We start from the raw sequence: 17,274 nt of genomic DNA, 5'->3' as shown, positions 1-17,274 counted from the left end.
TCCAATAACCAACAATAGAAATTGTACTTTTATAATAGAAAAAAATAAAAACATAAGATATAATCATACATATAAAATTTGTACCTATAAATTTTATATATGTGAATGAATTTGATTTGTTATAATGAAATGGAGGTATATACTATGAAGTTTCCACATGATTTTTTATTCGGAGCTGCTTCAGCTTCTTATCAAGTAGAAGGTGCATGGAATGAAGATGGAAAAGGTGTTACGAATTGGGACGAGTTTTCAAAAATTCCTGGCAAAACATACAATGGAACAAATGGTGATGTAGCTGTTGATCATTATCATCGATATAAGGAAGATGTTCGCTTAATGGCTGAGATGGGATTAGAATCGTATCGTTTTTCTATTTCTTGGGCGAGAATATTGCCGACTGGAGATGGAAAGGTAAATGAAAAAGGGATTGAATTTTATAACAACTTAATTGATGAATGTTTAAAATACGGGATTGTGCCGTTTGTCACTTTATATCATTGGGATTTACCATTACCGTTAGAAAAAGATGGTGGATGGACGAATAAAAGAACAGCAGAGGCTTTCGTAAAATATGCAGAAACTTGTTTTAAGGCATTTGGTGACAGAGTTAAGCATTGGATTACTTTTAATGAGACAGTAATGTTTTGTGGATTAGGTTATTTAAAAGGTGCACATCCACCAGGAATCCAAAATGATGTTCCAAAGTATTTTCAAGCGACTCATTATGTATTTTATGCACATGCGAAAACAGTTGCGGTGTACAAGCAGCTGAAACAATATGGTGAGATTGGGATTACACATGTTTTCTTACCTGCTTATAGTGTGGATGATCAAAAAGAAAATATACGAGCAGCAAATCATGCGAATGAATATGAAACGTATTGGTATTATGATCCAATTTTAAAAGGCGAGTATCCGTCTTATGTTGTACAACAATTAAAGGAAAAAGGATGGACTCCTAATTGGACGGTTGAAGAATTAGAAATCATTAAACAAAATGCAGAAGAAAATGATTTTATTGGCTTGAATTATTATCAACCAATACGAGTAGAAAGATACGATATGGATATAAAGAGTGAGGAACATTCTCGAGAAAACTCAACGCTTGCTCCAGGTAACCCTTCTTTTGATGGTTTTTATCGAACAGTTAAAATGGATGATAAAACATATACAAAATGGGGATGGGAAATATCTCCCGAAGGTTTCTTAGAGGGATTGCATATGTTGAAAGCGCGTTACGGTGACATAAAGATGTATGTAACGGAAAATGGACTTGGTGATGAAGATCCAATCATTGACGGAGAAATTGTAGATGTTCCGAGAATTAAATTTATTGAAGCGCATTTAAAAGTAATGAAGCGTGCAATTGAAGAGGGAATTAACTTAAAAGGTTATTATGCATGGTCAGTGATTGATCTTTTAAGTTGGTTAAATGGATATAAAAAGCAATATGGCTTTATTTTTGTCGATCATAATGATAACTTAAAACGTAAGAAGAAACTTTCGTTTCATTGGTATAAACGTGTGATCGAAACGAGAGGGGAAGAGTTATAACAGATAAAAGAGTATTTTAGGAGAAAGTGTATGAGTGCAAAGTATAAACAAATTGCAGATGTGTTAGAGCAAAACATTCGAGATGGGCTTTTTAATGAAACGAAAAAACTACCTACAGAAGAAGCGTTGATGAATCGATTTGAAGTAAGCCGTAATACGATACGTAAAGTAATTAGTCAGCTTGTGAATAGAGGTTATATTTTTCAAGTGCAAGGTAGTGGCATGTTTTTACGCGAAACTTCTGTAACAGATTACATTAATTTAGGAAGTTTACGTGGATTAACGAAAAATCTTGTTTCACAAAATATTGAAACGAAAGTGTTAGAGCTTGAAGTAATAGATGCGGACGAAGAGATAGCAAAGCGGATGCAATGCGAAACTGGAACTAGGTTGTATTTTTTGAAGCGCTTAAGAATTGTAGATGCTAAACCATTCTCTATTGAAATAAGTTATTTCAAAAAGGATATTATTCCATATTTGAACGAAGAAATAGCATTAAGCTCTGTATACAGTTATTTCATTGAAGATTTACGATTAAATATTGGTTTTGCTGATAAAGTTATTAGTTGTGAAAAAGTAAATAAAGAAAATGCACAGCTTTTAGAATTAAATGAAGGTGATCCGGCGCTTCTTATTGAAAATACAGTGTATCTTGTAAATGGAACAATTTTCGAGTTATCTCAGTCGATGTTTCATTATGAAAAGGCGAAACTTTTAAATCGAATTAATTTTAAATGAAAAATTATCGTGTAAAAAAGCAACTGGTCCTAAGTGATCAGTTGCTTTTTATTTTTGAAGTGGATGAGCAAAAAAACACGAAAGTGGTTGGTCCGCTTTTTGCAAACATCTATTATGATAAGAGAAGAAAGGTAGTATGTTATCAACGTTTTAAAGAGGAAGGTTTTTATGTAAGTTCTTTAATTAAAATAGATGGGTCTTAGAGAGGTGAAAAGACAATGAGTTTTGCAATTTCACTAGTCGTTATTATTGTAATTGTATCGCTATTTGGGACTGTACTAGTTGCAAGAAACGTGGAGGAGAATTACGGTAAGTCTACAAAAAGAAATGTGAAAAACTTATCTGCAATCTATATTCTTCTTCTTTTTGTTCTACTAGTTGGGGTAACATGGTATGCGGTAATGATTTGATAGTTTGTAAAAGAACTGGAAATGAGAGTATGAAGTTGGAATTTCAGAAGCTATTGAGTAATCAGAAAGAGAACCATTTTGGATATGTCCATTTACGGATAAGAAAATGTGACTAATTAATACTATTTTTACGGTGAATACTGTTAGTAAAAAATGAGGATAGTTCGTTTTGAAAGGAGGGAACTAGATGGAATGGAAACCAAATCGTGCAGATAAGACACCTGTATATAAACAAATTGCTGATTATATTGAAAGAGGCATTTCTTCAGGTGAATTTCCTTCTGATAGTAAGTTACCTTCTGAGCGTATATTGGCAAAGGAATTAGAGGTGAACCGGAGTACAATAGTAGCTGCGTATGAAGAATTAAAATCACTTGGAGTAGTAGAACGGCAAAAGGGAAGCGGAACACGGGTTAATACAGACATATGGGGTGTCTCACATAAACGAATACCGAACTGGGGTAGGTACGTAGAGGATGGATCGTTCTTACCTAACGTACCACTCGTTCAACAAATTCGAACGGAAACACAAAAAGATGATTTAATTAATTTAGCGAGTGGTGAACTGTCACCAGAATTAATTCCGAGTGATAGATTTCGAACAATTTTGGCGGAGAAAACATTTATGGAAAATCTCGGCTATGACCATCCACTTGGAAATGAGATGTTGAGAAAAACAATTGCAGCACATGTTCAGCAATATAAACAAATTGAAGCAGATTCAAGCTCTATTCTTATTACGTCTGGAGCACAACAGGCGCTTAATCTTATCGTTCAATGTTTATTAAAACCTGGCGATGCGATTGCGATTGAAGATCCTTCATATTGTTTTTCACTTCCAATGTTTAAATCGGCCGGTTTAAACATATTTCATTTACCTGTTGATGAGCATGGAATGAATCCAGATGACTTAATCGATTTGCACAAAAAGCATCGTATTCGTATGGTCTTTTTGAATCCAGATTATCAAAATCCAACAGGTACTGTGCTTTCATTAGCGAGACGTAAAAAGATTTTAGAACTGTCTTCTGAGTTCGGTATACCAATTGTAGAAGATGATCCGTATAGTTTAATTTCTTTTAATGGAGAAGTGAACCCGACATTAAAATCAATGGACCAAAATGGAAATGTTCTTTATATAAGTTCATTATCAAAAATTGTTGCATCAGGATTACGTATTGGATGGATAATTGGTCCTACACGCGTAATTGAGCGTTTAGCAGATGCAAAGCAACAAGTTGATTTTGGCCATAGTGTATTTACGCAGTGGGTAGCAAATCAATTTTTAGAATCAAAGGATTTTCATACACATATTACGATACTTCGTGGACAATTGAAGCAAAGAAGAGATGAATTAATTGCAGAGCTTGAAGGAACATTGGGAGACCAAGTTGAATGTTTCGTGCCAGAGGGTGGAATACATGTATGGTGTAAAGTGAAAGGAAAGTTTGATGAATATCACTTATTAGGTGAATCTATACGGAATGGTGTCGCATTTGTTCCGGGCAGTGTTTTAGGTTCGAAAAATGAATATATACGATTTACGTTTGGTAGAGCGAATATAGAACAAATTCAACTTGGAATTAAACGGTTTGCCGACACGCTAAATGAGATTTCATAATATGGATGTGTGATAGTGAAATGAGGGAAAGAAATGAAGTACGTGACGCTTTTACTTCAAGTAGGCGTGCTATATATATTTAGCTTAGTGGGTACGTGGATTCAGGAAATATTCCATCTATCAATACCGGGAAGTTTAATAGGGATGTTAATGCTGTTCCTGCTCCTTTCCACTCGCGTTTTACCGTTAAAATGGTTTGAGTTAGGTGCCGAAAAGTTAATCGTATTTTTACCGTTATTTTTAATCCCTTCGACAACAGGGCTGATGGAATACGGGTCTTTTCTTTTAAATAAGGGGAGTATTATATTCCTTTTAGTAGTTGCAAGTACTGTAGTAACTTTGATTGTTTCAGGGTATATAAGTCAATTATTAGTAACATCAAAAAAATAAAATCGACAAGGTGCACGATTCAAATGGTCTTAATTATTATTACTGTAGCAATTTATTTCTTGGCGACAAAGTTATATAAAAAATTTACGTTTGCATTTACGTTACCGGTGTTAACAGTTACGGCAATTATGATTTGTTTATTTTTGATTTTTGGTATTTCTCATCATGAGTATAGGGAAAATGGGGGAGACATTCTTTCAAGCTTATTGAGCCCTGCAATTGTAGCATTGGCCATACCTCTATTTAAAGAGCGAAAGATACTTATGAAAAATTTTTTATCGATACTTATCGGTGTAGTGATAGGTATAGTGGCTGTAACGAGTATGAATGTAGTGATTGGTGGGATTTTAAATATAGATAAGGAACTTATATTAACTACTCTACCACAATTAGCAACGATGCCTATTGCTCTTTCATTAGCGGATCAAATTGGAGGTATTCCATCTATGACTTCTAGTTTTGTAGTTGTTGCAGGAATAACAGGTGCTATTATCGGACCAACAGTACTTAAGCTTTGTAGTATAACAAGTACGATTGGAAAAGGAGTTGGAATGGGCTGTGCATCACATATTATTGGTGTGAGCCGTTTAGTGAAGGAAGGCGAGAAAGAAGCGACTATCGGTTCGGTAACGATGATTGTAACTGGAATACTCATTAGTATACTAATACCGTATGGAACGAAATTTATTTTTTAAATGTAATGGAGATGATAACAATGACAACATGGTTTATAGTTACATTATTTGTTTTTGGAGCTATTAAAGTATTAGTTTCTAGCATGCCCACTTCTGTTGTAGAATCAATTATTAGTAAATTTGAATTGCATCAAAAGCTTGAGGCGGAAAATACTTCTATATCGATAGATGGAAAAAATTTAGAGGGAGAAATGAAACTACATGTTATTCATGAATTTAATGAGGCTTTGTTTTTAGATAAACATTATTTCCCGCCGCACGGAGAAGGGACACCAATAGTCATTGATACGAAGAAAGGGAATAAAGAGATTAGATTTTCTCTATATAGCTATGAGGAACATGTTGATGTCATTAAGCAATATAAGAAAAAAATCGTTGCCTATCGTTTACGCTCTAAAAGCCTTCAAACATTGGCACCATTAGCAATAACGGAAGAGTATGCTTAAGAAGAGACCTATAATGGCCTCTTTATTTTTTTATCCAGTTATATACGTTCCAAATAAAAGAATGAAAAATCATATAACCAAATAAAGAATATGTATGGTTCCAATTTGTACTATGTACAAATAAACCTAAACTTTCAGCAATTTGTTCAAAAAGGCTAGCGCAAATACCAATTGAAATAATAAATAGAATTCTAGAAACTTTAGATAATTTTTTTGAAATGTGTATAAAGATAATGGTTGAAATCGGCAGTACGAACAATGTGAAAGCTATATTAACCGAAAATGTGGATGAGAAGGGCCTAGCCGGAAAGGAATATATTTGTTTATGAACAAAAAAAGCATCTAAGCAAGTTCCAATAATAGAAGAGAGAAAGATTGTAACTATTAATGCTAGAAAATCATTCTTCTTCTCTAAGGAGGACGTTTTTCTTCGCGAGAATTGCGAGTTCAATTTTTTCGAGTGTTTTGCAGTAGTCTTCTGTAATTTGTCCATGTATATTTTCCTCCTTATCAACTAAGTAATTTACAACTTGCCAATCGGTAAACCAATCTTCGCTGTCACCTTCTTCATGTTTCATATCTCGCCATGCATAGATGAGCTCAGGGCTGTATATACGATAAGCGCCGCTACGTAACTGGCATTTCTTTATTCGGCGCTTATAAAACTCACGGGAAAAAGATTCATTTACACTTGAAAATAAATGAGGCCAGTAATCTTTCCTTGATCCTGTATGCGGATGGTGTTGAGCCCAGCTAATTATTTGAGATAAAACATGTGTATCCCGAAATAATAATGAATACAACCTTTTTCCGATTAAGATTCGTTCATGTAAGGAAGTGAAATGTTTCATTGTATCACCAAATAGTAATACTTTTTGTCTCTTATCATTTTCGTAGAATGGGAAAAGGATATGATTAAACTGAAAAAAATCAAAGAGTTTAAATCCAATACTATTTAGTACAGTCTTTTGAAAGTGTACATTTTGAATCACTCTTTTTTCTAAGTAGTTTTGTTCATTAATAATAGTTGCAATCGCTAATGTTTTTTTATTACCTGTTTTCCAAAAATCGTTCCACATCGTTTCCATAAATGTAGAAACGTTTAGGCGAGGGAGAAGGTGAAATAGCTTTTGTGATCTTTTTACACTTTGTTCGTAAAGCAAAAATTGAGGATATACATCTTGGAAAATGAGCCAATTCCCTCTTTCTAAAAAAGAAAAAAATATGAGTTGATCTTTCTCTGATAAAATTCTCGTATATAAATCACCCTTTAAATCAGTCATATTCCAACCGCCGTTACGTGATACCATATGCCCAAGTAGTGCCCAATGTATTTCTGGATATTGAATGTAAAATTGGTAGTATGCGCGTGTTCTTGTAACATTATTTTTATTTAGCTGTTCTGTTTGTATTTTTATTTTGTTGATGATGAGTTGCTCTTCTTTCGTTAATTTATAAATCGTGCCAGAAGGCATGATCTTGCTTTTTTGTTTTAATTCATTCTTTACATCGAATAGAGAGAGAGGCAGTGCTTTGGAAAGTCCGTTATATGTATGATTTGAATTGCTTCGGTACATTCCGTTACCTCCCTTTTTTTATAAATTTAAACATGATTATTGGCTATGAATCATTCTATTTATTTTATTACGAGTATAAGAAATAAATGAGCGGTGTTTTTTTACAAGGAATGTAGTTATCATGCAAACAGTATAAAAAAATTTGCTGTTGTAAGGTGAAATGAAAAACAGAAACTATGTTTAATAGTTTCTGTTTTTTTATTTTGTCAATTAAATGTAACAAACGACGATTATGATTTGAATCAATTGAAAATAATTCAATAAATTTTATAAATACAATTTTAATTGAAGTGTTTGGTAGGAGGAAAAGGAATGCTAAATAAAATAATTTTAATTACTGGTGGTACAGGTTCGTGGGGACATGAACTTATAAAACAACTATTAGAAAAATCACCGAAAGAAATTAGGATTTTTTCAAGAAATGAAACGGTTCAGTTTGAAATGCAGCAACAGTTTATAAATGATGATAGATTAAAATTTATTATTGGAGATATTCGTGACAAGGATCAACTAGTCTATGCATGCCAAGGCGTACATTATGTTTTCCATCTTGCAGCTTTAAAACACGTTCCAGTATGTGAGTATTATCCTTATGAAGCTATAAAAACCAATATACATGGTACGCAAAATGTAATTGAAGCAGCTATACAGATGCAAGTGGAGAAAGTTATATATGTTTCAACGGATAAAGCAGCCGATCCATCAAATACGTATGGGATGACAAAAGCAATTGGTGAAAAGTTAATGGTTCATGCGAATGTGCAAACGAAGAAAACAAAATTCATTTGTGTTCGTGGTGGAAATGTTTTAGGGACGAGTGGAAGTGTAGTACCGCTTTTTAAACAACAAATTAAAAAATCTTCACAAGTAGGGATTACCGATGCGAATATGACTAGATTTTTCTTAACAGTTGAAGATGCTGTTGGATTGTTATTTAAAGCCGTATATCAAGGTAGAGGCGGGGAAATCTTTGTTATGAAAATGCCGGCATGTAAAATAACAGATTTAGCAGAAGTATTGATTGAATATTCAGGAAAAGAAAACGTTAAGGTAAAAGAGGTAGGGATAAGACCGGGTGAAAAATTAAGTGAAATGCTTTTATCTGAGGTAGAGAGTAAAACAAGTATAAGTTTTGATCAAAATTATTTTGTAGTACTACCGACTATTCCTATAGAAGGGCTTCAAGAATATTATGCTAGCTATCCGCTTGTGGATGTAAAGAGTTTTAGTTCTCAACAAGACTTACTTGCAAAACATGAGGTGAAACAAATGTTATTAAAAGGAGGGTTTTTACGATGAAAAAAAATGCGAGCCTTTTAATAACTGGTGCAAATGGTTTCACAGGACGTCATGCTTGCCAATATTTTTTAGAGCAGGGCTTTCATGTAATTCCTATGTTTCAAAATCGTGCACATAGAGAAAAAATTAGAAATGGTATTATCTGTAATTTAACTAATAAGAGCGAAGTAATGAAGGTAATGAAACAAATAAAGCCAGACTACGTATTGCATTTAGCAGGAAGGAATTCAGTTATAGAATCTTGGACAGCTGCTCTTGAATATATAGAGATTAACGTAATAGGAACGTTATATTTATTAGAAGCAATTAAGCAAGAAGCCTCGCATTGTAGAACATTAGTTATAGGATCGGCTTTGCAAGCAGATAGTATGAACGAAATAAAAATTTCAAATCCATATAGTTTAAGTAAAACGATGCAAGTCATTATTGCAGAGGCTTGGGGAGGATTAATGGATTCAAATATTATCATTGCAAAGCCCTCAAATTTAATTGGTCCAGGGGAATCGAATGGCATTTGTTCGATTCTCGCAAAGAAAATGATAGATATAGAATCAGGTAGAAGTAAAGCCATTATTGAAGTAAACAGTTTGAAAGATAGTAGAGATTTTCTAGATGTACGTGATGCGATTAAAGCGTATCATGTGTTATTACGAGATGGAATAAATGGAAAACAATATAATATCGGATCAGGAGTAAAACGATCTTTATTAAATGTACTAGAACAATATAAAGAATTAACACAGCTAAATTTTTTTATAGAGGAAACAGAGAAAAGAGGGAGCGACTCAAATGAGAGTTTAGCAATAGAGGAAATAAAAAAGTTAGGTTGGATTCCAGAAATTGAATTTCATCAATCATTAAAAGATGTACTTGAGTATGCGAAGTGTAGTGACATCTGCATTCAATGAAAAACAAAAAAGGGTGTAAGAAATATATGAATGGTTATGAAGTAATAGATAATCAAAATACGCTATTTCTTTCAATTGTTGATACGTTGGATTGGAGAGATGAAGAAGCTCATGTATTGCGTCTTTATGAGGCAATACATAAATATCAAGCGTATGTAGAAGAAAAAAGGGTTAATCAAATAAAGTCAGCATTAGAGACGGAAACTAGATATGTGATTCAAATCTTTGCTCAATACGAGTGTAGTGAGTATGGAAATGATTTTTATGAACTCATTAAAGATCTTTTACAAGATATAGAGGTGGAGTTAAAGATTTATATAAAAAATAATAAGTTTATTTACATTTAAAAGGTAAATATAAAGCTAGATTTTTAATAATAAAGGTGGGTATAAGTTATGAGCAAAACGATTCTTTTTACTGGGGGCGGTACAGCCGGACACGTTATGATTAATATTGTATTAATTCCTAAATTTATAGAGCGAGGATGGAGAGTCGAGTATATTGGATCCAAAAATGGAATTGAAAAATCATTAGTGCAAAATGTTAAATACAATAGTGTTTCAACGGGCAAGCTTAGGAGATATTGGGATTGGGAAAATTTTAAAGATCCTTTTAAAATTATACGAGGTTGTTTACAAAGTTATAAATTAATTAAGAAAACAAAGCCTGACGTTATCTTTTCAGCAGGAGGATTTGTTTCAGTTCCTGTAGCTATAGGAGCATGGTTAAATCGTGTGCCTATCATTATACGTGAACCAGATAGCACATTAGGACTTGCCAATAAAATAGCATTACCTTTTGCTACAAAGCTATGCACAACATTTCCTCAGACAGGAGAAAATGTAAGTAATGAGAAGAAGGTTTATGTAGGACCAATTGTAAGGGAAGAAATTGAGAAGGGTAACGTATTAAGAGGAAGAAGATATTGTGAATTTCAGCAAGATAAACCAGTATTATTAATTATGGGTGGGAGTCAAGGCGCTAAGTGGATAAATGATATGGTAAGGGAATGTTTAGATACAATACTATTAAACTTTAATATTATTCATATATGTGGTAAAGGGAAGGTAGACCAATCTATTGGCATGGAGGGGTATATGCAATTTGAATATATAGGCGATGAGTTGCCGCATATACTAAATATGGCAAGTGTTGTAGTTTCAAGAGCGGGTTCTACTGCTATTTCTGAATTGTTATTTTTAAAGAAACCGATGTTGCTTATCCCGTTAACTAACAGTTCCAGTAGGGGAGATCAAGTTTTAAATGCTGAATATTTTTCACGGCAAGGATATGCGGAAGTTATACTCCAAGACAGAGTAAGTACGAATACATTTATACATGCAGTAAATAAGTTGTATACAAATAAGGAGAAATATATTCAAAACATGAATGGATATAAGAAAACAAATGATGAGGGGATTCATCATTTAATAGATATAATAAATGAAGTGGTGAAGTAATAGAAATGTAAATAGAAAAACAAAAGGAAAGAAGGTATCTTCTTTCCTTTTTACTATATTTGTTCAAATTCATTATTATTTATTCCAATTAGCCATGTACTATGGGCGAATACCGTTTTCTAATAGCTCAGTAAATGCATTAATATGAATAGGTTTACTGTAATAATAACCTTGAATAAACTGACATTTATTTTTTTGAAGGAAATTTACGTGCTCTTTCGTTTCTACACCTTCAGCAATGACAGACATTCCTAATGTATTTGCTAATGTGATGATCGTTTTAATAATTTCCATTCCATCATCACATGTTTCAGACATTGTAATAAATTCTCTCGGGATTTTTAACGTATCAATTGGATACAAAGGTAAGTAGGCTAGTGAAGAATAACCTGTACCAAAGTCGTCGATTGAAATGTGAATCCCTAAACTTTTTAGTGTACGTAGTTTTATCAATGTTTCTCGCTCATCCATCATTGCAATTCGCTCTGTTAATTCAAGATCAAGAGAGCTTGCTGGTAAACCTGTATTTGTTAAAGTAGAAGAAATAGATTTTACAAAATCCTCTTGTTCAAATTCTTTAGCAGATAAATTTACACCTATTTTTAAATGTGAGTATCCGAGTGCGTGCCAACGTTTCATTTGCTTGCAAGCCTGCTCTAATGTCCATTTTCCTATTGAAATAATTTGTAGTGTTTCTTCTGCAATCGGAATAAACTCGTATGGAGAAATAATACCTAATTCAGGATGATTCCACCTAATTAAAGCTTCTGCACCGATAATTTTATTAGATTCACTATCAACTTGAGGTTGATACAAAAGGAACAATTCTTCATTTTGTAGTGCGTTTGGTAAATCTTTTTCTAATCGTAATCGTCTTTCAATTTTTTTAGCGATTACATCGTCATAAATAGAGACAGAGTTAAGCTCTTTTGCTTTTGCATCATACATTGCAACATTAGCGTTTTTCAGAAGTGTAGCGGTATCGATTCCGGAATGTGGATAAATAGCGATGCCGATACTCAGTGATAAAGTTAATTTATGCTCATGTATGATAAATGACTTTTTCATGCATTCAAATAATTGGTTACATAATTGGAATAAGTAATCTTCGTCAGTATAGTTCTCAATTATGATTGTAAATTCATCGCCACCGATTCTTGAAAGATGAGTATGTGATGGAAGACATGATTGGAATCGCTTTGCTACTTCTTCTAATATGTAATCTCCTGATGAATGTCCAAGTGTATCGTTAATTGCTTTAAAGCGATCTAAATCTAAATATAATAATGCAAACTCGCTTTCTGTTATTTTAGCATTTTTTATAACTCTCTTTAATTTCTTATGGAAAAAGGCACGGTTCCCAATTTTCGTTACAGTGTCATGGAATGCTAAATATTTTATTTCTTCTTGCTGTTTTTTTAGTGCAGTAATATCTTTCACCATAATATAGCTTCCTGAAATTTGTCCGTCTATTATAATAGGAATGATTGTAACGTATAAAAAATAAGTAAAGCCATCTTTATATTGAGAACTAAGTTGTAAGAATGCCGATTCTTGTTGTTTCACTTTTTCTAATGCCAATGCTAGCTTATGCTTATCTTCATCTAAAATGATCGAAAAACAAGTTTCACCTAGTAACTCATCCGTTGGTGCCCCAAGTAGTACACTCCCAGCCTTATTTACATTTAAGAATGTTCCGTTTAAATCAATGGTGAAAATAGGGTCAGGATGATATTCATATAATGATTTAAACTTTTGTTGTTTTTGAGAAAGAGCCTCTGATTTATGAACTAAATCAGACGTCCGTACAGTAACTTTTTCTTCTAGTTGGGCATTAAATGCCTGCAAACGTTTTGTTAAGGAGTTGTTTTGCATACGTACGATAGAATGACGAATGAGTACGAAAATAAAAGTAATACAATTTCCTGTAATGAGAGTTGAAGATGATGTTTGTTCTTTTAATGTAAACCCGATTAGTATTGCAACAGCAAGATAGGGAAATACAACTAAAGCTTTTTTCCCTATTATAGGGTTTACAATGAAATAATTTTTATGGCTATTATGATCTTCTGAAATAGAGCCAGCTATTGCAATAAGTAATATAGGTATTCTATATAAAAGACGTAATAATGTTATCGTTTCAGTTGATAAGTGGTTATTTAAGTAAAAATAAATATAGTTAAAAGTTGCAGAACTTATTAATACAAAAATAAAGATATAAATTTTCCGTTTGGAATTAAAAATTGTTGGACGGAAAAAGAGACTAACGCCTAGCAGTAGAAATAATAAATCTGCAATTGGGTATAAAAATGAAAGGAAAACATCTCCTAGTGAAAGAGCGAATATATTTAAATTTGGCTGATTAAATAAATACCATTCTAATGTGAATATGGAAGTAAGCACTATGCATATATCACAAATAAAGAATGCTTTTTCCCATTTATTGCATTCCTTTAAAATTTTATAGGAGAAAGCGATAAGACAGAAAAGTAGAAAAAACATGTAAAATACATCAGAAATAGTAAAACGATCTATTGGAATTTCGAAGAAGCTATCTTGATATGTATATACTATTTTCCCTAATAAAAAACTACCAATTGCTATTGTAATACATATCCAAAACGGATTTGAACTGACTTTTTTAGAATATATAGAGTAGATCAGTGATACAAATGTAATGGCTTCGACGATAAGTGAAGCGAAGCGTACATCTGAATTTGAAAAATGAGTAGGGAACAGATAGAAAAACATAAAATAGATTGAATAGCATATTAATGTTCCGATTAATATACATAATTGCAAATTTTTATTTAATTCCAATGAAATCACCTTCTTTAATTATGCACTATGTTCGTTATATCTATACATAATAATATTATTTAAGAATTGTATCAGATTTCCTTATAAAAATCATGTTTATAAGGAAAGTGTTAAAGAGTATAAGTATTCTTAAAGTTGAAAAAATATTTCGGTTGATAGTATAGACGGTATCAAGACTTTAAATAGAAATTGTATATTTAGTCATCCTTTGAATTGTAAAGTTTTTTTAGTGATTTGTAAGTGGAGATGCAAAATTGCATATAAAATGATGAGGATCTTTTTTTATATGAGATTTTTATTTTTTAAAATCTGAAAATTAACATTTGTGAAAATGTTGAGAAAGGATGTAAAATAAGAACGTGTATTCTTACAGAGTAGATAGTATTGCCACTAAATAGGGAGGGTTTCTTATGATATATCGAATTAAAGATGCAGAAATATACTATGAAATTGTGGGAGAGGGTAAACCGGTCATTATCATACATGGCTGCTCTCCTGACCATAGGTTAATGATGAAATGTATGGAATCAGTATTTCAGAAATATGAAGGTTATAAGCGAATATATATTGATTTACCTGGTATGGGAAAATCGAATGCTCCAAATTGGGTAAATAGTTCAGATCGTATAGTAGAAGTGCTTATCACATTTATTGAGGAAATCATTTCTACTGAAAAATTTTTATTAATAGGAGAATCATATGGAGGCTATTTAGCCAAAGGTATACTTACAAAGATGTTTGAGAGAGTTAGCGGATTACTATTAGTATGTCCTGTTGTTGTAGCGGAGCCAGAAAAAAGGATTCTTCCAGATAAACAGGTAATTGTACAAGATGAGGAATTTTTAAATACGCTTACTTCCACGGAAAGAGAGGAATTTTGTGAGTTAGCTGTAATAGCAAATCAATATACATATACGCGATTTAAAGAAGAAATTAAGCCTGGGTTAGATGTTGCTAATTATGAATTTATTGAAAGGTTGCAAAAGAATTACTCTCTTACTATGGATTTTCAGCGTGAAAAATATGAAAAGCCCGTTCTTTTACTGACTGGAAGACAAGATATATCAGTAGGTTATCAAAATATTATAGAAATTATTGAAGAATATCCAAGGGCAACATTAGCAGTGTTAGATATGGCAGGGCATAATTTGCAAATTGAACAACCTGAATTATTTGAAAGTTTAGTAGGAGAATGGATTAGACGAACAAATCAGCACGTTTTATAAAGTATTTTAGTATTACGCTTAAGTGTTGAAATGGGATAAATGAACGTGATTTATTAACTAATAAACAATTTTAAGGAGAAATTATGAGCACATATATTTATATGGTTAGACATGGTGAATCACTAAAACTAGAAGGAAATGAAAGAATGCGCGGGTTAACTGAGAAGGGACATATGGATGCCCGTAGAGTAAATGATATATTAAAAGCGGAGAGAATTGATACTTTTATTTCCAGTCCCTATAATCGGGCTATGTTAACGATAGAGGAGTCAGCTAATTTCCATGAAAAAGAAATAGTAGTATATGAAAATCTTAAAGAGTGTATGTTTTTAAGTGAGGATCAGGTTATATCAGACAAAGAGGTGTATCCACTTGTACAGAAGATGTTCTCTAATCCGGATTTTGCAAGAACGGAAGGAGAGTCGTATGCAGATTGCCAGAGAAGAGTAGTGAAAGTATTAAAAGAAATCTTAATGGATTTTCAAGGACACAAAATTGTAATTGGTACACATGGGCTTGTCATGACAGTAATGATGAACTATTTTGATAAACAATATGGTTTTGAATTTTTAATGAATACGTCAAAACCGGATATATATAAGATGGAGTTTAAAGAAGAACAATTAATGAATGTAGAGAGATTATGGAAAGCGGAATAAAATTAGGTGCATGGATTTTGTTGTAAAAGTTACTTTTATAGCAAAGTCTTTTTTTGAATAGAAAGCATCTTTATCAACTATTTTTAGAATGTTAAATCAATAAGTAATTATTCAGTATTTGAATAAATTATGGGGAAATTGGTTTAGGGAAACAATTTTAAATATGTCAAAACTCCAAACGTTGGATTTATATTCAATAGGAGAAAAAGATGTAGAATTTTGTCTTACAGTCCCCGTTTACTTTTCATTTCATTACATATAGGCTTTGTGGTGTAAGGGGGGACATCACCTTTACGCAAAATCTATAAGGAGGTCATTGTAATGAAACAGATTAAAAAGTTTGCGGGAGTTGCTTTGGCGGGGACAATTGGATTAAGTGGACTACTGTTTTTAGAACCAAGTGTAAGCGTTGCGGAAGCACAGCAAGTGAAAGTGGAAAATTTTAATACAATTGATGTAACGATGAACCTAAGTGAATTGTATGTATTAAGTGGCAGAAGCATTGATATTCTTTCTGGAGATAAAGAAGCAATTCAGTTAAATAAATACACAATTAGTTTTAATAAACCTGGGAAGTATGTGATTAAAGTAAATGGCTGTATTCATGATGATGTATATACTTTTATTGTAAATGAGTAGTATATATTCTTAAATTGCGAGATAAAAACAGAAACACCCTATTTGCGGTGAGAGTCGTAAATAGGGTGAATTTATTTGTATTAAGCTGTACTTTAAATATGTTCACTAATTTTCTTTTTGTTATGTAAAGTATGTAAAAGTGTTTGAAACATCTTAAATGCTTGCTGAAAGATTGGACTTTGAATAAAGGTGTACAGAAAAGTTACGATGAAAACAGGACCTCCTAGCATAAATCCAATAACTAGTACAATACATTCTACTATGATTCTAGCACGGCTAATAGAAAGTCCTGTTTTGTCGGAAATAGTAAGCATGAATCCATCACGGGGGCCAGCGCCAATCCCAGCCGCAACGTACATACCTCCCCCGATACCTGTAATGGCAATACCAGAAAATAAAATGAGTAAGTTTATCCATAAATAATTACTAGCGTCTGGAAGCATGTTTGATTGTAAGAAAAAGTCCATAATGGGACCGATAAGTAGTGCATTCAAAAATGTACCCACATTTATATATTTTCGATCTACTAGTAAAGATATTAGAACGAGACATAACCCACATATGACACTCCACGTACCGATGGTCCATCCAAACTTTTGGTAGAGAGCCATATTTAAAACTTCCCAAGGGTGCAAGCCTAGAAATTTAACTTTGACTGCAAGAGCGTTTCCAAGGCCAAAGAAAATTAATCCTAAGAAAAAAAGAAAATAGCGAAAGAGAGTTAGCCTCATCTTTAAAACCTCCCATATTTTATAATTATGTATGTTACCTGTTCCGGTTTTAATGTACAAATATTATGTCTTTTTATCATTCGTTTAAATGTGTTAACAAT

General features: G+C 32.6%; 18 protein-coding genes. 14 read left to right on the top strand and 4 right to left on the bottom strand.

Annotated features, from left to right (window positions below):
- Positions 1-144 precede the first annotated feature (144 nt).
- The 7 genes from RT27_RS12920 to RT27_RS12885 all read left to right on the top strand — a co-directional run bounded on the left by RT27_RS12920 (position 145) and on the right by RT27_RS12885 (position 5,854).
- Positions 145-1,554: a glycoside hydrolase family 1 protein gene (locus RT27_RS12920; protein ID WP_000671631.1), complete on the top strand. Its 1,410-nt coding sequence runs from the start codon at positions 145-147 to the stop codon at positions 1,552-1,554.
- 30 nt (positions 1,555-1,584) lie between these two features.
- Positions 1,585-2,292: a GntR family transcriptional regulator gene (locus tag RT27_RS12915; RefSeq protein ID WP_016080562.1), complete on the top strand. Its 708-nt coding sequence runs from the start codon at positions 1,585-1,587 to the stop codon at positions 2,290-2,292.
- A gap of 218 nt (positions 2,293-2,510) precedes the next feature.
- Positions 2,511-2,702, top strand: a complete 192-nt coding sequence (locus RT27_RS12905; protein ID WP_000006459.1) for a hypothetical protein — start codon at positions 2,511-2,513, stop codon at positions 2,700-2,702.
- A 187-nt stretch (positions 2,703-2,889) separates the two neighbouring features.
- Positions 2,890-4,323, top strand: a complete 1,434-nt coding sequence (locus RT27_RS12900; RefSeq protein ID WP_043936375.1) for a PLP-dependent aminotransferase family protein — start codon at positions 2,890-2,892, stop codon at positions 4,321-4,323.
- 33 nt (positions 4,324-4,356) lie between these two features.
- Positions 4,357-4,713: a CidA/LrgA family holin-like protein gene (locus RT27_RS12895; protein WP_016080565.1), complete on the top strand. Its 357-nt coding sequence runs from the start codon at positions 4,357-4,359 to the stop codon at positions 4,711-4,713.
- 23 nt (positions 4,714-4,736) lie between these two features.
- Positions 4,737-5,408 carry an LrgB family protein gene (locus RT27_RS12890; protein ID WP_043936374.1) on the top strand — a complete coding sequence of 224 codons (672 nt, stop codon included), beginning with the start codon at positions 4,737-4,739 and terminating at the stop codon, positions 5,406-5,408.
- Between the two features lie 20 nt (positions 5,409-5,428).
- Positions 5,429-5,854 carry a YfmQ family protein gene (locus RT27_RS12885; RefSeq protein ID WP_043936373.1) on the top strand — a complete coding sequence of 142 codons (426 nt, stop codon included), beginning with the start codon at positions 5,429-5,431 and terminating at the stop codon, positions 5,852-5,854.
- Positions 5,855-5,876: 22 nt separating this feature from the next.
- On the opposite strand, the gene RT27_RS33330 is transcribed toward RT27_RS12885, so the two are convergent.
- On the bottom strand, positions 5,877-6,347 hold the full coding sequence (locus tag RT27_RS33330) for a CBO0543 family protein (protein WP_080117121.1): 471 nt from the start codon (positions 6,345-6,347) through the stop codon (positions 5,877-5,879).
- Entirely contained in the window at positions 6,253-7,431 is a 1,179-nt protein-coding gene (locus RT27_RS12880; RefSeq protein ID WP_043936372.1) for a DUF2515 domain-containing protein, read from the bottom strand. Before RT27_RS12880 ends, RT27_RS33330 begins: the two co-directional genes overlap by 95 nt.
- Positions 7,432-7,743: 312 nt before the next feature.
- On the opposite strand from RT27_RS12880, the gene RT27_RS12875 reads away from it, so the two are divergent.
- Genes RT27_RS12875 through RT27_RS12860 form a run of 4 tightly spaced genes read left to right on the top strand, consistent with a single transcriptional unit; the run spans position 7,744 to position 11,098 of the window.
- Entirely contained in the window at positions 7,744-8,730 is a 987-nt protein-coding gene (locus RT27_RS12875; RefSeq protein ID WP_043936371.1) for a UDP-N-acetylglucosamine 4,6-dehydratase family protein, read from the top strand.
- Positions 8,727-9,638 (top strand): NAD-dependent epimerase/dehydratase family protein, encoded by a 912-nt coding sequence (locus RT27_RS12870; RefSeq protein ID WP_043936370.1) that lies wholly within the window; start codon positions 8,727-8,729, stop codon positions 9,636-9,638. Before RT27_RS12875 ends, RT27_RS12870 begins: the two co-directional genes overlap by 4 nt.
- Positions 9,635-9,985 (top strand): DUF6572 domain-containing protein, encoded by a 351-nt coding sequence (locus RT27_RS12865; protein ID WP_016080571.1) that lies wholly within the window; start codon positions 9,635-9,637, stop codon positions 9,983-9,985. The genes RT27_RS12870 and RT27_RS12865 overlap by 4 nt, the downstream gene beginning before the upstream one ends.
- Positions 9,986-10,033: 48 nt before the next feature.
- Positions 10,034-11,098 carry an undecaprenyldiphospho-muramoylpentapeptide beta-N-acetylglucosaminyltransferase gene (locus RT27_RS12860; RefSeq protein WP_043936369.1) on the top strand — a complete coding sequence of 355 codons (1,065 nt, stop codon included), beginning with the start codon at positions 10,034-10,036 and terminating at the stop codon, positions 11,096-11,098.
- A 99-nt stretch (positions 11,099-11,197) separates the two neighbouring features.
- Here the strand turns inward: RT27_RS12860 and RT27_RS12855 are convergent, their stop codons facing one another.
- On the bottom strand, positions 11,198-13,918 hold the full coding sequence (locus RT27_RS12855; RefSeq protein WP_043936368.1) for a bifunctional diguanylate cyclase/phosphodiesterase: 2,721 nt from the start codon (positions 13,916-13,918) through the stop codon (positions 11,198-11,200).
- A gap of 410 nt (positions 13,919-14,328) precedes the next feature.
- On the opposite strand from RT27_RS12855, the gene RT27_RS12850 reads away from it, so the two are divergent.
- The 3 genes from RT27_RS12850 (at position 14,329) to RT27_RS12840 (ending at position 16,442) form a co-directional block, all read left to right on the top strand.
- Complete coding sequence (locus RT27_RS12850; protein ID WP_016080574.1) at positions 14,329-15,144, top strand: alpha/beta hydrolase; 816 nt, start codon at positions 14,329-14,331, stop codon at positions 15,142-15,144.
- Between the two features lie 83 nt (positions 15,145-15,227).
- Positions 15,228-15,803 (top strand): histidine phosphatase family protein, encoded by a 576-nt coding sequence (locus RT27_RS12845; RefSeq protein ID WP_043936367.1) that lies wholly within the window; start codon positions 15,228-15,230, stop codon positions 15,801-15,803.
- Positions 15,804-16,124: 321 nt separating this feature from the next.
- Positions 16,125-16,442, top strand: coding sequence for a hypothetical protein (locus RT27_RS12840; protein ID WP_029443086.1), 318 nt, complete (start codon positions 16,125-16,127; stop codon positions 16,440-16,442).
- A 92-nt stretch (positions 16,443-16,534) separates the two neighbouring features.
- Here RT27_RS12840 and RT27_RS12835 read toward each other — a convergent pair whose 3' ends face one another.
- Positions 16,535-17,173 (bottom strand): YitT family protein, encoded by a 639-nt coding sequence (locus RT27_RS12835; RefSeq protein WP_043936366.1) that lies wholly within the window; start codon positions 17,171-17,173, stop codon positions 16,535-16,537.
- Positions 17,174-17,274: the final 101 nt, after the last annotated feature.

It is taken from the genome of Bacillus sp. L_1B0_5, from assembly GCF_000836715.1.
GTDB classification, from domain to species: domain Bacteria; phylum Bacillota; class Bacilli; order Bacillales; family Bacillaceae_G; genus Bacillus_A; species Bacillus_A thuringiensis_S.
The sequence above is the reverse complement of the archived record's forward strand: the minus strand, read 5'-3'. Positions and strand labels throughout refer to the sequence as shown.